The sequence below is a fragment of the Flavobacterium sp. FlaQc-49 genome, from assembly GCF_044005985.1.
Taxonomy (GTDB): Bacteria; Bacteroidota; Bacteroidia; order Flavobacteriales; family Flavobacteriaceae; genus Flavobacterium; species Flavobacterium cupriresistens.
The window spans coordinates 176701-194121 of the sequence record NZ_JBIPCS010000005.1; the positions used below are offsets into that span (position 1 = coordinate 176701).

The following is a 17421-nucleotide window of genomic DNA, read 5'->3' on the forward strand; positions in this document are numbered from 1 at the left end:
CAATACTTAAAAAGGCAATATTTCTGATATTGCCTTTTTTGCTTTTAAACGAATGACTAAATTTGTCAAGACACTTACCAACCTTGCTAATGAAAACACTTCTTAAAAATGCCCGAGAACAAAAAGGACTAAAAACACGTGAAGTAGCTCAAATTCTAAGCATTGATCAGGCTTTGATATGCAAATTTGAAAGTGGAACACGAAGACCAACCAAAGAACAGGTTTCTAAACTATCCCAACTACTGGAGATTGATTACGAAACCATAATGGTGGCGTGGTTAAAAGAAAAAATACTTTACGAAATTGAGAACGAAGAATTCGCCCTCAAAGCTTTATTACTTGCCGAGCAGGAAATTCAGAACAACAGGAAAGAAATTAACTCTTTTATTTTATCTTCCCTTCAAGTCTCTTTAGATGAAATTGAAATCCTGAAAAATCAAATTCAATCCTTTAATCCTTTCGAAACACGACAAATTTCGAGGGCCCTGGAGTTAGATTTTATTTTTAAAAGCATTCGTTTTAACGGAAACTCACTAACATTAGAAGAAACAAAGTCTATCATTAACGAAGGATTGACAATTGCGGGTAAAAGCATGCAGGAACAACTTGAAGCCATTAATTTACAGGAAACCATATCCTACATTAAAGCTTTGATTCAGAAAAAAACACCTTTAAACGAAAAAGAATTTCTTGCAATACACAGCCTACTCTTCAAAGGAATCAAACCCGAAAATTCCGGAAAATATAAAAACGATGCAATTACGGCACGTGAAATAAATTTACTTTTTAATTGGCTTGATACTCATAAAAACACGCTGCATCCACTAGTTCTGGCTGCCGAAACGCATTTAAAAATAGCAAGCATCAGTCCTTTTGAACACGGAAACCTGCAAATGGCCAGTTTAACACTTAATTGGATCTTATTGCAGCACAATTACGTTTATGCCGGTACTGATAGTAATGAAGAAAGCATTGCTGAATATGTGTCCGTTTTAGAGCAAAGTCAACAGACAAAAGACACTTCAATTTTCACTAATTATATCCTCCGAATTGAAAAAGAAAACCTCGTTCGCGCTATTGAATTGGTTTCAAAATAAAAGCCCGCTTAAACGGGCTTCTCTTTTAATTTTTATCTTCTAATAAAGGTACAAATCTAAATTCTCCAAACTCATGTTTTTCAAATTGTGTTTCATTTTTACGAATCAATAAAGTCATAATCTGAACATCTTCTCCAAGAGGAATAACCAGTCTTCCTCCTATTTTTAACTGTGCCATAAGTGGTTGTGGAATAAACGGAGCACCCGCCGTTACAATAATGCTATCAAACGGAGCAAAATTTGGCAATCCTTTATAACCATCTCCAAAAGATAAATGTTTAGGGCGAATGTTCAATTTTGGAAATAAATTTGAAGTCGTTTTAAACAACTCATTTTGTCTTTCTACACTAAAAACTTTGGCTCCCAACATACACAAAACAGCGGTTTGATATCCTGATCCTGTACCGATTTCCAGAATTTTATGTTCCTTTTTAACTTCTAATAACTGTGATTGAAAAGCAACAGTATAGGGCTGTGAAATAGTTTGCCCTGCCCCTATAGGAAATGCTTTGTCCTGATAAGCATAATCTTCAAAACTGGAATTAAGAAAAAGGTGTCTTGGAATTTTTTTAATCGCTTCCAAAACTGCTTTATCGGTTATTCCTTTCTGTTCTAAAGTGCTTACTAACTGATTACGAAGTCCTTGATGTTTGGCAGTGTCTTTCAAAATGGGTCTGTTTATTTTTGGCAAAAATAAGAAAACAAATCATCAATTATCAACTACTTTTCAACCAATTAATCTCTATTTTTGATTAAAGACCTAATCCTTATGAATACTAATATTTTATGAAAAAAATTATACTCGCTCTTTCTTTGTTTTTGTCTGTATTAGGTATAATTGGTTCCTTTATATAGCCTACAGCACGCTTTACCAAGCCGAAAAAACAGCTCCTTAACATTTTTTCTCAGAACGTTAAGAGCAACCTTTGGAGATGTATCGAGCTTTCTGATCTATGCCTATGGTATTAAATTCATTTACTACTTTATTTTTGAATCCATCTTCAAAGCTACACCGGAAAAATTCTTAACCGATTGTTATGTAACTGACAACGAAGGAAACACCCCTACTTTCCCGATGCTTATAAAACGAAGTTTATATCAATTAATTCCCCTTGAAAGTCTTTCTTTTTTAGTCAGGAAAAATCTGCATGATACCTATTCAGCCACCCGTGTCCTCAATAAAAAAAGAAATCCTAAAGTAGAAAAACGTTACTTACAATTTTTAGGAACTGCCTTCTTACTCGTTTTAGTAATCTATTTCTTTAGCGAACACTAAAGACCTTACTGTTAACCGTTTAAAACTTATAAAAGTATAGAAAAAACTAAAATGTACATTTAATGAATAAATCGCTAAATCTTTAATACATTAACTTTTACTTTTAACGAAATAAATTATATTTTTGTTTAAAATACATTATCATGTTAAAAGTGGGAGTTTTAGGTGCTGGTCATCTGGGTAAAATACATTTACGTTTATTACAACAATCTGACAAGTACGAATTAGTTGGATTTTACGACGAAAATCAAGAGAATGCCGAACGAATTTCAAAAGAATTTGGCTACACTAACTTCAGTACTATTGCAAAATTAATCCATGCTGTTGATGTAATCGATATTGTAACACCGACATTATCGCATTACAAATGTGCCAAAGTTGCTATCAAATCAGGAAAACATATCTTTATAGAAAAACCTATTGCCAATACAGTTGAAGAAGCGGAAGAAATTATCGCTTTAGCAAAAGAATACAATGTAAAAGGGCAAGTAGGTCATGTGGAGCGCTTTAATCCGGCGTTTATTGCAACCAAAAATATGATCGAAAATCCGATGTTTATAGAAACACATCGTTTAGCCGAATTTAATCCGCGTGGTACAGATGTTCCGGTGGTTCTGGATTTGATGATTCACGATATTGATGCTATTTTAAGCGTTGTAAATTCAAAAGTAAAAAACATCAATGCAAGTGGCGTTTCTGTAATTAGTGAAACTCCGGATATTGCCAATGCGCGAATTGAATTTGAAAATGGCTGTGTTGCCAACTTAACAGCAAGCCGAATTTCGATGAAAAACATGCGTAAAACACGTTTTTTTCAAAGAGATGCCTACATTTCTGTTGATTTCTTGGAGAAAAAATGTGAAGTAGTCCGCATGAAAGACGCTCCAGAAGTTCCGGGGGATTTTGATATGATTCTGCAAAATGCCGAAGGTGTAAAAAAGCAAATTTATTTCACAAATCCAGATGTCGAGCAAAACAACGCCATTTTAGACGAACTGGAATCTTTCGCCAATGCGATCAGTACAGATACCACGCCCGTAGTAACACTGGAACAAGCTACCGATGCATTACGTGTAGCCTATCAGATTATTGAATGCTTTGACAAATAGTACAAAATATAACTAACCTAATCATTTAAGGTTTAAAGTTGGAAAAAAGGCCGCTTTAAACCTTAACTTTTTAAAATTTAAATACGAAATTAAATGAAAACTATAGCTGTAATTGGTGCAGGAACAATGGGCAACGGAATTGCTCATACTTTTGCACAAAGTGGTTTTGTTGTAAAACTAATTGATGTTTCAGAAAAATCATTAGACAAAGGAATGGCAACTATTGCTGCCAATCTTGATAGAATGCAAGCAAAAGGGACTATTACTCCTGAAGAGGTTGCCAAAACGATTACCAATATTATTACCTATACAGACATCAAAGACGGTGTTGTCGGCGTTGATTTAGTAGTGGAAGCTGCTACCGAAAATGTTGAATTAAAATTGAATATTTTCAAACAATTAAATGAAGTCTGTTCACACAACACCATCTTAGCCACCAATACTTCGTCTATTTCAATTACACAAATCGGAGCTGTGGTATCGCACCCGGAACGTGTTATCGGAATGCACTTTATGAATCCGGTGCCTATCATGAAGTTGGTAGAAATCATTCGCGGATACAACACCAGCGATGAAGTAACAAAAACCATCATGGATTTATCTGAGAAATTAGGTAAAACGCCTGTTGAAGTAAACGATTATCCGGGTTTTGTAGCAAATAGAATTTTAATGCCCATGTTAAACGAAGCCATCGAAACCTTATACAACAAAGTTGCAGGAGTTTATGAAATTGACACGGTAATGAAATTAGGAATGGGACACCCAATGGGACCTCTTCAACTAGCTGATTTTATTGGCCTTGATGTTTGTCTTGCCATTTTAAACGTAATGTACGAAGGTTTCAAAAATCCAAAATACGCTCCTTGTCCGCTATTAGTAAATATGGTACGTGCCGGAAAATTGGGTGTGAAATCCGGTGAAGGTTTTTATGATTATAGTGAAAGTAAAAAAGCAGAGAAAATTTCGAAGCAATTTTTGTAAAATTCAACTTTCTAAAAAATTAAACTAATAAATGTCAATAGCATCAAACTTAAATTCGATAAAAGCTACATTGCCGGAAAACGTAACACTGGTTGCCGTTTCTAAAACTAAGCCCGTTTCAGACTTAATGGAAGCTTACGAAGCCGGTCAGCGCATTTTTGGAGAAAACAAAATCCAGGAAATGGCAGACAAATGGGAACAAATGCCAAAAGACATCCAATGGCATATGATCGGACATGTGCAGACGAATAAAGTTAAATTTATGGCGCCGTTTGTGAGTTTAATTCATGGAGTTGACAGCTTAAAACTATTACAGGAAATCAACAAACAGGCAGCAAAGAACAACAGAGTCATTGATTGCCTGTTACAAATGCATATTGCCGAAGAAGAAACCAAATTTGGTCTTGATGAAAACGAATTAAATGCACTCCTCTCTTCAACCGAATTCAAAGAGATGCAGCACATTAGAATTCTTGGATTAATGGGAATGGCAACTTTTACAGAAAATCAAAACCAAATAAGAAAAGAATTTATATATTTAAAATATATTTTTGATTCGTTACGCAGAGGTGCACATAGTAGAGATGCACAGCAGTGCATCTCTACCTCCATTTCAACCATTTCAATGGGAATGTCGGGCGATTACCAACTTGCTATCGAATGCGGCAGTACAATGGTCCGTATTGGCAGCAGCATTTTTGGAGGGCGTTAATAACCCGATTTGAAAACTGAATACTGACACTGAAAACTAAAATTTGTACGCAATACTAGACATAGAAACAACTGGAGGCCAGTTTAACGAAGAAGGAATTACCGAAATCGCCATTTATAAATTTGATGGCCATGAGGTAATTGACCAATTCATTAGCCTCGTTAATCCTGAAATTCCGATTCAGCCTTTTGTGGTTAAATTAACCGGAATTAACAATGCTATGCTGCGTTCAGCTCCCAAATTTTTTGAAATTGCCAAAAGAATCATCGAAATCACTTCGGACTGCATCATTGTAGCCCACAACGCTTCTTTTGATTACCGAATACTGCGAACAGAATTCCGTCGCTTAGGATATGATTTCGAAGCCAGAACACTTTGTACCGTTGAGCTTTCCAAAAAACTAATACCGGAACAAACTTCTTATAGTCTAGGAAAGTTAGTTCGGGCACTTGGAATACCAATGGCAGACAGACATCGTGCCAGCGGAGATGCCATGGCAACTGTAAAGTTGTTCAAAATGCTCTTGGAAAAAGATTTAGAAAAAACAATTGTCAAAGATTTCATAAAACTCGAAGTCGAAAAAGGAATTGCGCCAAAATTATTGGATCTTCTAAGACAAATGCCAAGCAAAACCGGTGTGTATTACATTCATAACGAAAGTGGTACCCTGATTTATATTGGCAAAAGTCAAAACATAAAAAAACGAATCAACCAGCATTTTACCGGAATTACGACCAAAAGTAAAAAAATACAAGCGGAAGCTTTTACCATAACTTACGACGAGACCGGAAGTGAATTAATCGCACTTTTAAAAGAAAGCGAAGAAATAAAAATAAACCGACCAAGATACAACCGCTCACAACGAAAAACGCTTTTTCAGTACGCTTTATATGCCGAAAAAGATGCAAACGGTTATATCAATCTCAGACTTGAAAAAGCGGACGGCCGCAAAAAAGAAATCACCTCCTTTGCCTCTTTGCAAGAAGGTAAAAATGCTCTTTTCAGATTTACGACAAAATACCATTTATGTCAGAAACTGACCGGATTGTATCAAAGTAAAAAAGAGTGTTTTCAATACAAAATAAAAGAATGCGATGGCGCTTGTCTTGGTGAAGTAACTCCCGAAGTATACAATGCCAGGGTGCAACAGTTCATATCTGAAAACAGCTTCGAAAACAAAAGCATGATCTTGATTGACAAAGGCCGAAACGTAAACGAACGAAGCGCTGTCCTGATCGAAAACGGAATTTACAAGGGATATGCCTATTATGATCTGAATTATCAAATTACAAACATCGAAATCCTGAAGAATATTCTTATTCCGATGCAAAATAACCGTGATGTAAAGAATATAATTCAAAACGACATTCGTAGAAGCAAGACGTTAAAAATCCTATATTTCTAATACTTACAAACTTTACGTATCTTCGTAGAAATGACAACACCTAAATCAAAATACGAGGTTTTTAGAGAGCAAACAAAAATCATTCTCTACGGAACAAACACCTTTTGGGGACGCATGTTTGATCTGGTACTGCTCGGTTTGATTCTTCTAAGTGTTATTTTGGTTATGTTGGATACCGTAGAAGGAATCAATAATAAATACCACTCACAACTGCTTATCTGCGAATGGATTATTACCGTGTTCTTTTCCATTGAATACATTTTACGCATCATAGCCATTCAAAAACCATTGCGATATGTTTTTAGTTTTTATGGCATAATCGACTTACTCGCTATTTTACCCATGTATATGTCGATTTTTTTTCCTGCTACCAATATACTGACGATCGTAAGAATATTGAGATTTCTCAGATTATTCAAAATTCTGCATATACCCCAAATTTCACATCAGTCTTTTCAGTTAAAAGAAGCTTTGCAGGCGAGTAAAGAAAAAATCCTTGTTTTTATCTATTTTGTCATCATTAGCGCTGTAATTATCGGTGCTTTAATGTATGTCGTAGAAGGACGTGAAAGCGGCTTTACAAGTATCCCTGTTGGCATCTATTGGGCAATAGTAACTTTGACTACGGTTGGATATGGCGACATATCACCGGCAACACCTTTAGGACAGTTTTTAGCGTCTCTGGTTATGATTATGGGTTACGGAATTATTGCTGTTCCCACAGGAATTGTTACTGCTGAATTTGCAAAAAGCAGCCTGAGAGGCAACGCTGTCAGTACAAAAAACACTTGTAAAAAATGCAATGCACAAGTACACTTTGACAGCGCAAAATATTGTCATGAATGTGGAACCGAATTACAAAAGACTTAATCAATACCACTATCCCAACACAACAGTTAACGACTCTATTAGTATCTTTGCCGAAGAAAAAGAAGATCTCAACTGCTGTTCTTTTATACTAAATAAATTATAACTCCGGATTTTGATTCTTCACCGGGCCAAAAAATATGAAATATTTAATTACCATCGTCGGACCAACTGCTATAGGAAAAACTGCCTTAAGCATTGCTTTGGCGCAACATTTCAAATGTGAGATTCTATCTTGCGACAGTCGTCAGTTTTTTAAAGAAATGACTATTGGTACTGCGGTACCGAACGAAGAAGAACTACAAGCTGCAACACATCATTTCATTCAAAATAAATCTATTTTCGAAAATTACACAGTTGGCGATTACGAAAAAGAAGCATTGATTAAACTGGAGCAGTTGTTTCAGGAAAATGATTTCGCCATTTTAATTGGTGGTTCAGGTTTATATGTCGATGCCGTTTTAAAAGGTTTTGATGAATTTCCGGAAATTGATCCCGAAATCAGATCCGAAGTAAATTCAAATTATGAAAAACTCGGAATTAACTACCTTCAAGAACAGCTAAAAAAGTTAGACCCTGATTATTATCAAAAAATAAACCTCGAAAACCCGCAAACACTACAAAACCCACAGCGAATGATGCGTTTTACAGAGGTTTGCCTAGGAACCGGAAAACCCTATTCTTCTTTCCTGAATCAGAAAAAAGGCAACCGAAACTTCACTCCGATCTTAATTGGTTTAGAAGCCCACAGAACTGTTATTTACGATCGTATCAATCAACGTGTCAATATAATGATACAGGAAGGTTTACTTACAGAAGCCGAAAGACTTTATCCTAATAAAGCGTTAAATGCGCTTCAAACGGTCGGTTACAGAGAATTATTTAGTTATTTTGACAAAGAATTCACGCTTGCCTTTGCGATTGAAGAAATCAAGAAAAACACGCGTCGTTTTTCCAAACGTCAATTGACCTGGTTCAAACGAAATGAAAGTACGAAATGGTTTGATTATGCTACTCCAAAAAGCGAAATCATCAAGTACATTCAATCTAAAATCTAAAGTCATAAATCTAAAATTAAAAAATGCCTATATCTCCAAATTTCACTTCCGTTTTAAGCAAAGAATGGGAAATTAATTTTACACAATGTACCCCAAACGGTTATTTAAAATATACTGATTTGTGCAACCTTCTGCAACTAACCGCTGCTGCACACTCAGAAGTTGGAGGCATTAGTTTTGCTGATATGCAGGAATTTGATCAAGCCTGGGTATTAAGCCGAATGCGTGTTGAAGTAACCGCTTTACCAAAATGGCAGGATACCGTTACGGTAAAAACATGGATAAACAGTCTTGAGAATTCACGTTCTGTTCGTGCACTGGAAATGTATGTTAACGGAAAAAAGATTGTTGGAAGTGAGACATTCTGGGCGGTATTTAACACCAAAGCCCGTCGTCCCGAAGCCTTAGCTTTACCCTACCAACATTTTGAATTGTTCCCTGAAAATAGAGCAACTGTAGAAGGTTTCTCTAAAATAAATGTCAATCCGGAAAAAGAATCCGTATTTGAAAAAACCGTTTACTTATCGGATTTAGATATTGTAAATCACGCCAACAATGTAAAATACTTGGAATGGTGTTTAGACCACGTTGATCCAAACAAAATTTTAAAGCAGGAAATCGCCAGTTTTGAAATGAATTTCATGAAAGAGTTATCGCTAAATGATGCTGTTGTTATTCATGAAAGTGAAACGGAAATCGATTCCACTTTTAGCATTACCAAAAAAGATAAAATCTGTTTTGCCTTACAAGTTAACTGGAAATAAAATACAACTAAATCACGAATCTGAAATCAAATTCTTTTAATCTATTTAATCTGTGTGCGTTTTTTTTGCCGCAGATTTCAAGAAAGTGGGTTTACGAAAACCCACTTAATTTAAAATAACACGCCCCATTTGTCCTTTCGACGAAGGAGAAATCTCCGCAAGAAACTCCATAAATACGAGCTTAGTAAACGAAGACCTCACCTTCGTTGAAAGAACACAAAACGGGAACAGTAGTAGCGTTTGCTGATTTAATTGACTTAAGTCCTCGCGCGGAACGCCCTCGCCAGCGCCGAACAGATCAAAAGTTCTTTCTCTAACTTGTGCCAAATCCCAGATCTCTCCAAAGGTTTTACCGATACATCATAAAAAAAGCTCTGATTTCTCAGAGCTTCAATTTATTTTCGATAAGGTGAATCTACTTATTCAGCGATTTTACTTTTAACAACTAATCTGAAACCTTCTCCGTGAATGTTTAAGATCTCAACATCTTCATCTGCTTTTAGATATTTTCTAAGTTTAGCGATATAAACATCCATACTTCTTGAAGTAAAATAGTTATCGTCTCTCCAGATTTTAGTTAACGCTAATTCTCTTGGCATCAAATCATTTTCATGAAGAATAAGCATCTTAAGCAATTCGTTCTCTTTTGGAGATAATTTAATTGCTTCATCATTTTCAAAAGTTAAGAATCTAAGTTTAGAGTTTAAGTGGAATTTACCAATATTAAACTCAAATTGCACTTGTTCTGCTTTTGTATCCGCAGATTTTCTCTGGATAATGGCTTTGATTTTCATCAATAAAACTTCTGAATCAAAAGGTTTATTTAAGTAATCATCAGCACCTGCTTTGTATCCTTTTAACACATCCTCTTTCATAGATTTTGCTGTTAAGAAGATAATTGGCACTTCGCTGTTTTTCTCTCTAATTTCTTTTGCTAAGGTATAACCATCTTTATACGGCATCATTACATCAAGAATACATAAATCATATACATCTTTCTTGAATTTTTCGAAACCTTCCATACCGTTTTTAGCTAAAGTAACTTCAAAGTCATTTAACATTAGATAATCTTTAAGAACTGCCCCAAAATTAAGGTCATCTTCTACTAAAAGTATTCTTTTGTTATTATTTTCCATATTTTAATTTATTAATGGTATTTTTATTATAAAGGTGCTACCTTTTCCTTTTTCGCTTTCAACATATACTTGACCATTGTGATCCTCTACTATTCTTTTTACATAAGCAAGACCTAAACCATGTCCTTTTACATTATGTAAGTCTCCGGTATGTTCTCTGTAAAATTTCTCAAAAACTCTTTTCTGAGCTATCTTACTCATACCTAAACCATTATCTTTTACTTTTATCAGGATCATGTCTTTGACATTTTCTGTAAAAATTTCAATTTCAGGTATATCTGGCGAATATTTTATTGCGTTTTCTAAAATATTTACCAAAACGTTTGTAAAATGAACTTCATTGATCAGACAGGTTGTTCTTGCAGCATTCAAATGCTTCACAACAGTTCCTTGTCTGTCTTCTAAAATTAAATTTACGTGCTCAATTGCATCATCAATAATATCGTGAACGGCAGTTGGCTCTTTTGAAATATCCAATTCTCTTTTTTCTAATTTAGAGATTCTAAGAACATTCTCTACTTGTGCGTGCATCCTCTTGTTTTCATCTCTAATCATCTGAAGATATCGGAAAACCTTTTCTTTATCTTCAATAATTTTCGGATTCCGAATGGCGTCAAGCGCTAAATTTATTGTTGCAATCGGAGTTTTAAACTCATGCGTCATATTATTTATAAAATCGGTTTTGATTTCAGAAATATGCTTTTGTCGTATTAATTGATTTAACGCACTTGTATAGGCAACTATTATAATTAATGTAAAAATTATTGATAGTATCGTAATACTTAATAACTCAGATAATAAAAACTTCTTTTTATGCGGGAAGGTGATAAACAATTCATATTTACTGTTTCCTTCATTGTCCGTATATATAGGTACATGATAACTTGCGTCTTTGTCATAATGAAAACCTTCCGATTTCACTTTTGTTGCCAGGCCACTATTTAAAACACCATATTCAAATTTGGTTTTAACACCATATTCTTCCAATTCCTTTTTTAATAGTTTTTGAAGCTTATCTCCGGTAATTCTTCCTTCTATTGGGGTTAAAGAAGCAATATCTTTGTACTGAATTTGTTGTTGTACTTTATTTAAAATGTCTAAACTACCTGATTTCTCTATTTTAAGATCCGGTATAACGGTTTGATTCAACGAATTATTGTCAATACCATTATTATTGTAAACTTCTGTAACGCGTTTTGCACTGAAATTTTTAAATCGCTCGCTGCTGAATTTTTTATTAAAAAGCGAACCATTTATATCATAATCCTCAGAGGTCAGCGTGTTAGAATAAATAATGGTCTTATTTGTTTTTGTATTTCTTTGAACGTAATAAACCTGAAGCAAATCTTCTTTTTTCGGAGTTTTACCGGTACTGTCTTTTATTCTGTTGTATTTGTCATAAAAACTGTACTCTTCCTGCTGCTCAAGCTTGTCTGCAACATTTCCAATTACCTGAGTAACATGATACTTAAACTGTTCGTCATTGTTCTTAAACGAAGAGTTAAACCAATATACTTGAACCAGAATTATCCCAATTAAGGACAAGCTCATCAGTAAAACAAGTATTCTAAAAAATAATTTATTCATCGAAACAAAATTAATATTTTAACAATATACTAAATAATACATTAACCAAATATTAACATTTAAGACTGATTTTGTTTTATATTTAAAATTTTAAGAATTTTAACAACTTCTTCTCTAGCTTTTTTAAGATTCTCGTTATTAATTACAAAATTGCTTCCAGAAATGCGTTTTTCATCATTCCATTGCATTTTCATGCGGCTTAAAACATGCTCTCTTGTGGTATTGTCACGTTCTAAAACCCGTTTAATTCTTATTTCTTCCGGGGCAGTAACTGTTATTATAAAATCACATTCTTTATAACGACCGCTTTCAAATAAAATTGCGGCTTCGTAAATTATATATTCGTACTTTTCATGTTGCAATAACCATGCCTCGAAATCCGCTTTAACGGCAGGATGTACAATTGCATTTAACTGGTCTAACTTCTCCTTATCTTTAAATACGATCTCAGCCAGTTTGGGTCTGCTTAAAACATTATTCTCGAAAACAGCATTTCCGAAAATCGTTTTTATCTGTTCTAGAATGACTTCTGACTGCATTATTTTTCTGGCTCCGTCATCTGCGATATAAACCGGAACCCCCAACTCCTTAAAATAGTTCGCGATTGTAGTTTTACCACTTCCAATGCCGCCTGTTAAACCAATAACTTTTGTCATACTACAATTTAAAAAACATACGAGGAAACGCCTCTTGCGGTTTTTTCTTTAATAGAATAATCTTAACAAATGATTTCAAGAACCCGGTTCCATAACCGTAGAACTGTTTCCAAACTGCTATTACTGACAAATACCCTATTTTAATGCTTTTATTCTGAATGCTGGCAGTAAGAAAAATAATAACGAAATATACAAAATATATTTGTAAGAAAAGGTCAATATTGAAAATTAACAATAAAAAAGCTACTAACAAGCCGATTATAAAAGCTGTCGGAAAGAAAAAAGTAATTTTATTGTGCTCCGGATACCAACTGTTCAAAATAGGTCTTGCGATTCCAAACTTATGTACTTGAATCGAGAACTTTTCCCAGTCTATTCTACGTTTGTGATACACAAATGCATCAGGAAACAATCTGGTTTCAAAACCTAAATTCCATAAACGAATCGATAGATCCGGATCTTCTCCGGGATGAATATTTCCAAAACCGTTTGAAACTTCAAAAGCTTTCTTCGAAATTCCCATATTAAAACTTCTTGGCTGAAATTTGGTGATTTTCTCAGATCCCCCACGAATACCTCCTGTAGTAAGAAAAGAAGTCATCGCAAAGTTGATCGCCTTCTGAATATCAGAAAAGCTATCCAGGGCCTTATCAGGTCCTCCAAAACAGTCTACATAATTAGCATTAAGTTCTTTTCGAACTTCAGTCAGATAGTGAGGCGGAATAATACAATCAGAATCAAAAATGATAAAGTAATCTCCTCTCGCCTTTTGCATCCCAAAGTTCCTTGAATCTCCCGGTCCTGAATTCTCTTTGAAATAATAGGAAATATTAAGTTTTCCCTGATACGTCATCACCACCTCTTTACATGGTATTGAAGAACCATCTTCAACAAGAACAATTTCAAAAGCTTCATTATAATCAGATTTAGATAAACTTTCTAAAAGTTCATCAACTTCGTCTGGTCGATTATACACGGGTATAATTAAAGAAAAAATCATAATGGAATAGGGGGTATTAGAGTAGTAACTGTTTTAAGCTTAAAAATTTCAACAAAGATATGGTATATTCACAAAAAAACCATCAACTTTTGGTTGATGGTTTTATATATCATAAGCGGTACTTATTTAATACTTTCAATATTTACAACTTCATTTGCATCTGCTTTGTAGTCAACTCCTGCAAATTCAAATCCAAATAAATTTAAGAAGTCATTTTTGTATCCTGCTAAATCTCCAATTCCAGGTAAAGATTCTGTAGTTGCCTCTAACCAAAGTTTAGCCACTTTTGCCTGAACATCTTCACGCATTTCCCAATCGTCGATTCTGATTCTTCCTTTATCATCTGTTGGAACTGCTGATCCGGAATACAATCTATCCTGAAACAAACGTTGAATTTGCTCGATACAACCTTCGTGAATTCCTTCTTCTTTCATGATTTTATACAACAAAGAAATATACAATGGAATAACCGGAATTGCAGAACTTGCCTGAGTAACCAAAGCTTTATTTACAGATACATACGCTTTCCCTCCTACTGATTTCAAACTTTCAGTGATCGAAAATGCTGTAGCTTCTAAATGATCTTTTGCACGACCTATCGTTCCTTTACGATAAACCGCCTCTGTTAATGATGGCCCGATATATGAATAAGCAACTGTTGTAGCTCCTTCAGCTAATAAATTTTCTTCTTTTAAAGCATCCATCCACATGGTCCAGTCTTCACCTCCCATTACAGCAACGGTATTTTCGATATCATCGTCATTAGCCGGTGCAATCGAAACTTCTGTTACATTTCCGGTATGAAAATCAACTGTTTTGTTTGTGAATGTTTGTCCGATTGGCTTTAAAACTGAACGGTGCAAAACTCCTGTTACAGGGTGCAAACGTACTGGCGAAGCCAAACTGTAAATTACAAGATCTACTTGTCCTAAATCAGCTTTTATCAAATCTAAAGTTTGTCTTTTAATTTCATTTGAAAAAGCATCACCGTTGATACTTTTTGCATATAAACCTGCTTTATGTGCTTCAGTTTCAAAAGCCGCAGAATTGTACCAGCCCGGAGAAGCTGTTTTTCCTTCAACTGGTGGTTTTTCAAAAAACACTCCAATTGTAGCCGCATCAGATCCGAAAGCACTTGTAATTCTGGAAGCTAATCCAAAACCTGTTGACGCACCAATAACCAATACTTTTTTAGCTCCGGCAATTGGTCCTTTTGATTTGATATATTCTATTTGATTCTTAACATTTTGCTCGCATCCTTTTGGGTGTGATGTCAAACAAATAAATCCTCTCATTCTAGGCTCTATAATCATATTTTTTTTATTTCAATTTTAGCTTTATTCTTTTTATACCGAAATACTATTGAATACAGTATTACTTAATAATTTTATCGATATTCTCACGGACAACCAAAATACCCACCTCTTTATCACTACACTCTATCTTGGATCCTTTATATTCTTCAATAAGAAGATTCAAACCTTCACAATCTCTTATGAAATTAAACTCTTTTTTTTCAACGTTAAATACAATTCCTTTCAATTTGTTCAAATTAGAACCAACAACCATTCCAACCGCTCCTCCTGTTCCATACGCAAAGGCTTTAGACCACATGTTTGCATAAGGTCCTTCAAAATACCAGAACTTACCATCACTTATAACTCTATGATAAGAATTCAAATCATTACCTTCTTGATTCTTATCTTTTTTAGAGGCAAGCTTTTTAATTAATCTTTGTTGAATATACAAACTACCGTTATAAGATATTGCAGCATAATTACTTACTCTAACACTGTCTCTTTTAAAATAAAAGTAAACCTGATCAGCAACAACATCTTTAGCAAGAGAATTTTTTTGATAACCAACAATAGGTCTTCTTTCTATAGCGTCCCCCATATTTATCCCCTTCTTTTGAAGAAGATCATCGAATGTAGGATAAACACCTTGCGGATAATCTTTTACCAAGTAAGAAGTTCCACTCGTATTTAATTCAGAACTTACAACATTCTGATTACCATCCTGAGCATTGAGTTGGATAATAAAAAAGAAAAAAAAAGTTATTTTTTTTAACATCGATTATATATAAATTTGTTGAGCAAATATAAATTAAATATTTAATTTAATAATTCTTTTGCATGATTTAACGCCGAATCTGAAATGTTGGCGCCCGAAAGCATCTGAGCAATTTCCGTAACTCTTTCTTCCTGAGAGAGTAACTTTAATTCTGACTGTGTATCTTCATCAACCGTAGATTTGAAGACTTTGAAATGAGAATCTCCTTTTGCCGCAATCTGTGGCAAATGGGTAATGGCAAATATCTGCATTGTAGCACTCATTTCTTTCATAATCTCCCCCATTCTGATGGCAATTTCTCCCGAAACTCCGGTGTCGATTTCATCAAAAATTAAAGTAGGTAATTTAGAATACTTTGCTAAAATCGCTTTAACAGCTAACATAATACGGGACATTTCCCCTCCCGAAGCTACTTTTTTAAGCAATCCGAAATCGGTACCTTTATTGGCAGAGAACAAAAATTGCAATTCGTCTTTTCCGTTTTGAAAATAGGTTTCAGAAGGCAAAAGTTCCATATTAAAACGAACATTTGGCATTCCTAAAGTTTCAAGAATCGTAATTAACTGATTCGATAAAACCGGAATGGCATTCTCCCTATTTTGGTGAATTATCACTGAGAAAGCATCTAATTCCAATGTTTTCTGCTCTAGTGACTGTGATAAAACCGCAATTTCTTCCTCGATATTCCCTAATTCAATAACCGCACTTTCCAAATTAGCCTGAATCTGAAGTAATTCGTCAACGGTAGTGACCTGATGTTTCTTTTGAAGATTGTAAATCAATTGCAATTTCTGATTGGTTAGTTCTAACTTCTCAGGGTCATTTATTAATTTTTCAGAAGCATTTTGCAATTCTCTCGAAACATCGTCAAATTCAATTGCAACACTAGTAATTCTTTCAAACAAACTCTGATATTCCGCAGAAAAAAGAGCTATTTTTTGCAAAGAAGTTTTGATTTCGTTCAGATTATGAAAAACTCCAAATTGTTCTTCATTAGAAATCGACAACGATTTATCGATTGATTCTTTTATAATTTCAACGTTATTCAGTTTTTCAAACTCAGCTTCCAGTTCTTCCTGTTCCCCTGATTTTAATTTAGCCGAAACCAATTCATTCAATAAAAAAGTATTGTACTCCTGCTCTTTCCCTGAATCACTTTGCTTTTTCAGCAACGCATTTAGTTTTGACTTATCAGATTTATAAGTCTTGAGCAGTTTTTGATAGGAACCTATTACCTCTGTATTATTGGCAATTGCGTCAATTATTTTAAACTGAACACTTTCATCAGAAAGCTCCTGAGTTTGCTGTTGCGAATGAATATCAATCAAAAACAAACTCAAATCCTGTAATTCCTGAAGATTTACCGGACTGTCATTAATAAAAGCACGCGATTTTCCTGAAGGCAGAATTTCACGTCTAATAATTGTTTCTTCTTCATAATCGAGATCATTTGCTTCAAAAAACTCTTTCAGATTGTATTTTGAGATTTCAAATTGTGCTTCGATAACACATTTCTCTTCTTTATTTTTTAGTGAAGTTAAATCGGCTCTTTTTCCAAGAACCAAACCTATTGCTCCCAGAATAATCGATTTTCCGGCACCCGTTTCTCCTGTAATTATCGAAAATCCTTTTGAAAAATCAATAGCGAGTTTTTCAATCAGAGCATAGTTTTTAATTGACAGTGAAGTAATCATAGGAAA

General features: G+C 34.4%; 17 protein-coding genes. 9 read left to right on the top strand and 8 right to left on the bottom strand.

The window, feature by feature from the left end:
* The first annotated feature begins 89 nt into the window (after positions 1 to 89).
* Positions 90 to 1097 carry a Fic family protein gene (locus tag ACHRV3_RS12790; RefSeq protein ID WP_395434952.1) on the top strand — a complete coding sequence of 336 codons (1008 nt, stop codon included), beginning with the start codon at positions 90 to 92 and terminating at the stop codon, positions 1095 to 1097.
* Between the two features lie 25 nt (positions 1098 to 1122).
* On the opposite strand, the gene ACHRV3_RS12795 is transcribed toward ACHRV3_RS12790, so the two are convergent.
* Positions 1123 to 1764, bottom strand: coding sequence for a protein-L-isoaspartate(D-aspartate) O-methyltransferase (locus ACHRV3_RS12795; protein WP_047776342.1), 642 nt, complete (start codon positions 1762 to 1764; stop codon positions 1123 to 1125).
* A gap of 171 nt (positions 1765 to 1935) precedes the next feature.
* Here ACHRV3_RS12795 and ACHRV3_RS12800 point away from each other — a divergent pair, with 171 nt between their 5' ends.
* From ACHRV3_RS12800 to ACHRV3_RS12835, 8 genes are all read left to right on the top strand, one after another.
* Positions 1936 to 2373, top strand: coding sequence for an RDD family protein (locus ACHRV3_RS12800; RefSeq protein ID WP_395434953.1), 438 nt, complete (start codon positions 1936 to 1938; stop codon positions 2371 to 2373).
* Positions 2374 to 2516: 143 nt separating this feature from the next.
* Entirely contained in the window at positions 2517 to 3482 is a 966-nt protein-coding gene (locus tag ACHRV3_RS12805; RefSeq protein WP_047776338.1) for a Gfo/Idh/MocA family protein, read from the top strand.
* 93 nt (positions 3483 to 3575) lie between these two features.
* The gene (locus ACHRV3_RS12810) at positions 3576 to 4463 is read left to right on the top strand and encodes a 3-hydroxyacyl-CoA dehydrogenase family protein (RefSeq protein WP_395434954.1); all 888 of its coding nucleotides are present in this window, start codon (positions 3576 to 3578) and stop codon (positions 4461 to 4463) included.
* A gap of 31 nt (positions 4464 to 4494) precedes the next feature.
* On the top strand, positions 4495 to 5175 hold the full coding sequence (locus ACHRV3_RS12815; RefSeq protein ID WP_395434955.1) for a YggS family pyridoxal phosphate-dependent enzyme: 681 nt from the start codon (positions 4495 to 4497) through the stop codon (positions 5173 to 5175).
* Positions 5176 to 5218: 43 nt separating this feature from the next.
* Positions 5219 to 6580 (top strand): exonuclease domain-containing protein, encoded by a 1362-nt coding sequence (locus ACHRV3_RS12820; RefSeq protein ID WP_047776329.1) that lies wholly within the window; start codon positions 5219 to 5221, stop codon positions 6578 to 6580.
* 30 nt (positions 6581 to 6610) lie between these two features.
* Positions 6611 to 7450: an ion transporter gene (locus ACHRV3_RS12825; RefSeq protein ID WP_395434956.1), complete on the top strand. Its 840-nt coding sequence runs from the start codon at positions 6611 to 6613 to the stop codon at positions 7448 to 7450.
* A gap of 137 nt (positions 7451 to 7587) precedes the next feature.
* Complete coding sequence (gene miaA / locus ACHRV3_RS12830; RefSeq protein ID WP_395434957.1) at positions 7588 to 8505, top strand: tRNA (adenosine(37)-N6)-dimethylallyltransferase MiaA; 918 nt, start codon at positions 7588 to 7590, stop codon at positions 8503 to 8505.
* Between the two features lie 23 nt (positions 8506 to 8528).
* Complete coding sequence (locus ACHRV3_RS12835; RefSeq protein WP_395434958.1) at positions 8529 to 9269, top strand: acyl-[acyl-carrier-protein] thioesterase; 741 nt, start codon at positions 8529 to 8531, stop codon at positions 9267 to 9269.
* A gap of 419 nt (positions 9270 to 9688) precedes the next feature.
* Here ACHRV3_RS12835 and ACHRV3_RS12840 read toward each other — a convergent pair whose 3' ends face one another.
* The 7 genes from ACHRV3_RS12840 to recN form a co-directional block, all read right to left on the bottom strand.
* A complete protein-coding gene (locus tag ACHRV3_RS12840; RefSeq protein WP_047779290.1) occupies positions 9689 to 10405 on the bottom strand; it encodes a response regulator transcription factor in 717 nt (238 codons plus the stop codon).
* Positions 10406 to 10408: 3 nt separating this feature from the next.
* On the bottom strand, positions 10409 to 11992 hold the full coding sequence (locus tag ACHRV3_RS12845; RefSeq protein ID WP_047779289.1) for a sensor histidine kinase KdpD: 1584 nt from the start codon (positions 11990 to 11992) through the stop codon (positions 10409 to 10411).
* Positions 11993 to 12051: 59 nt separating this feature from the next.
* Positions 12052 to 12648 (bottom strand): dephospho-CoA kinase, encoded by a 597-nt coding sequence (gene coaE, locus ACHRV3_RS12850; protein WP_395434959.1) that lies wholly within the window; start codon positions 12646 to 12648, stop codon positions 12052 to 12054.
* 1 nt (position 12649) lies between these two features.
* Positions 12650 to 13648: a glycosyltransferase family 2 protein gene (locus tag ACHRV3_RS12855; RefSeq protein WP_230001707.1), complete on the bottom strand. Its 999-nt coding sequence runs from the start codon at positions 13646 to 13648 to the stop codon at positions 12650 to 12652.
* Positions 13649 to 13770: 122 nt separating this feature from the next.
* On the bottom strand, positions 13771 to 14961 hold the full coding sequence (fabV, locus tag ACHRV3_RS12860; protein ID WP_395434960.1) for an enoyl-ACP reductase FabV: 1191 nt from the start codon (positions 14959 to 14961) through the stop codon (positions 13771 to 13773).
* Positions 14962 to 15022: 61 nt separating this feature from the next.
* A complete protein-coding gene (locus ACHRV3_RS12865; protein WP_395434961.1) occupies positions 15023 to 15721 on the bottom strand; it encodes a hypothetical protein in 699 nt (232 codons plus the stop codon).
* Between the two features lie 41 nt (positions 15722 to 15762).
* On the bottom strand, positions 15763 to 17415 hold the full coding sequence (gene recN, locus ACHRV3_RS12870) for a DNA repair protein RecN (protein WP_395434962.1): 1653 nt from the start codon (positions 17413 to 17415) through the stop codon (positions 15763 to 15765).
* Positions 17416 to 17421 lie beyond the last annotated feature (6 nt).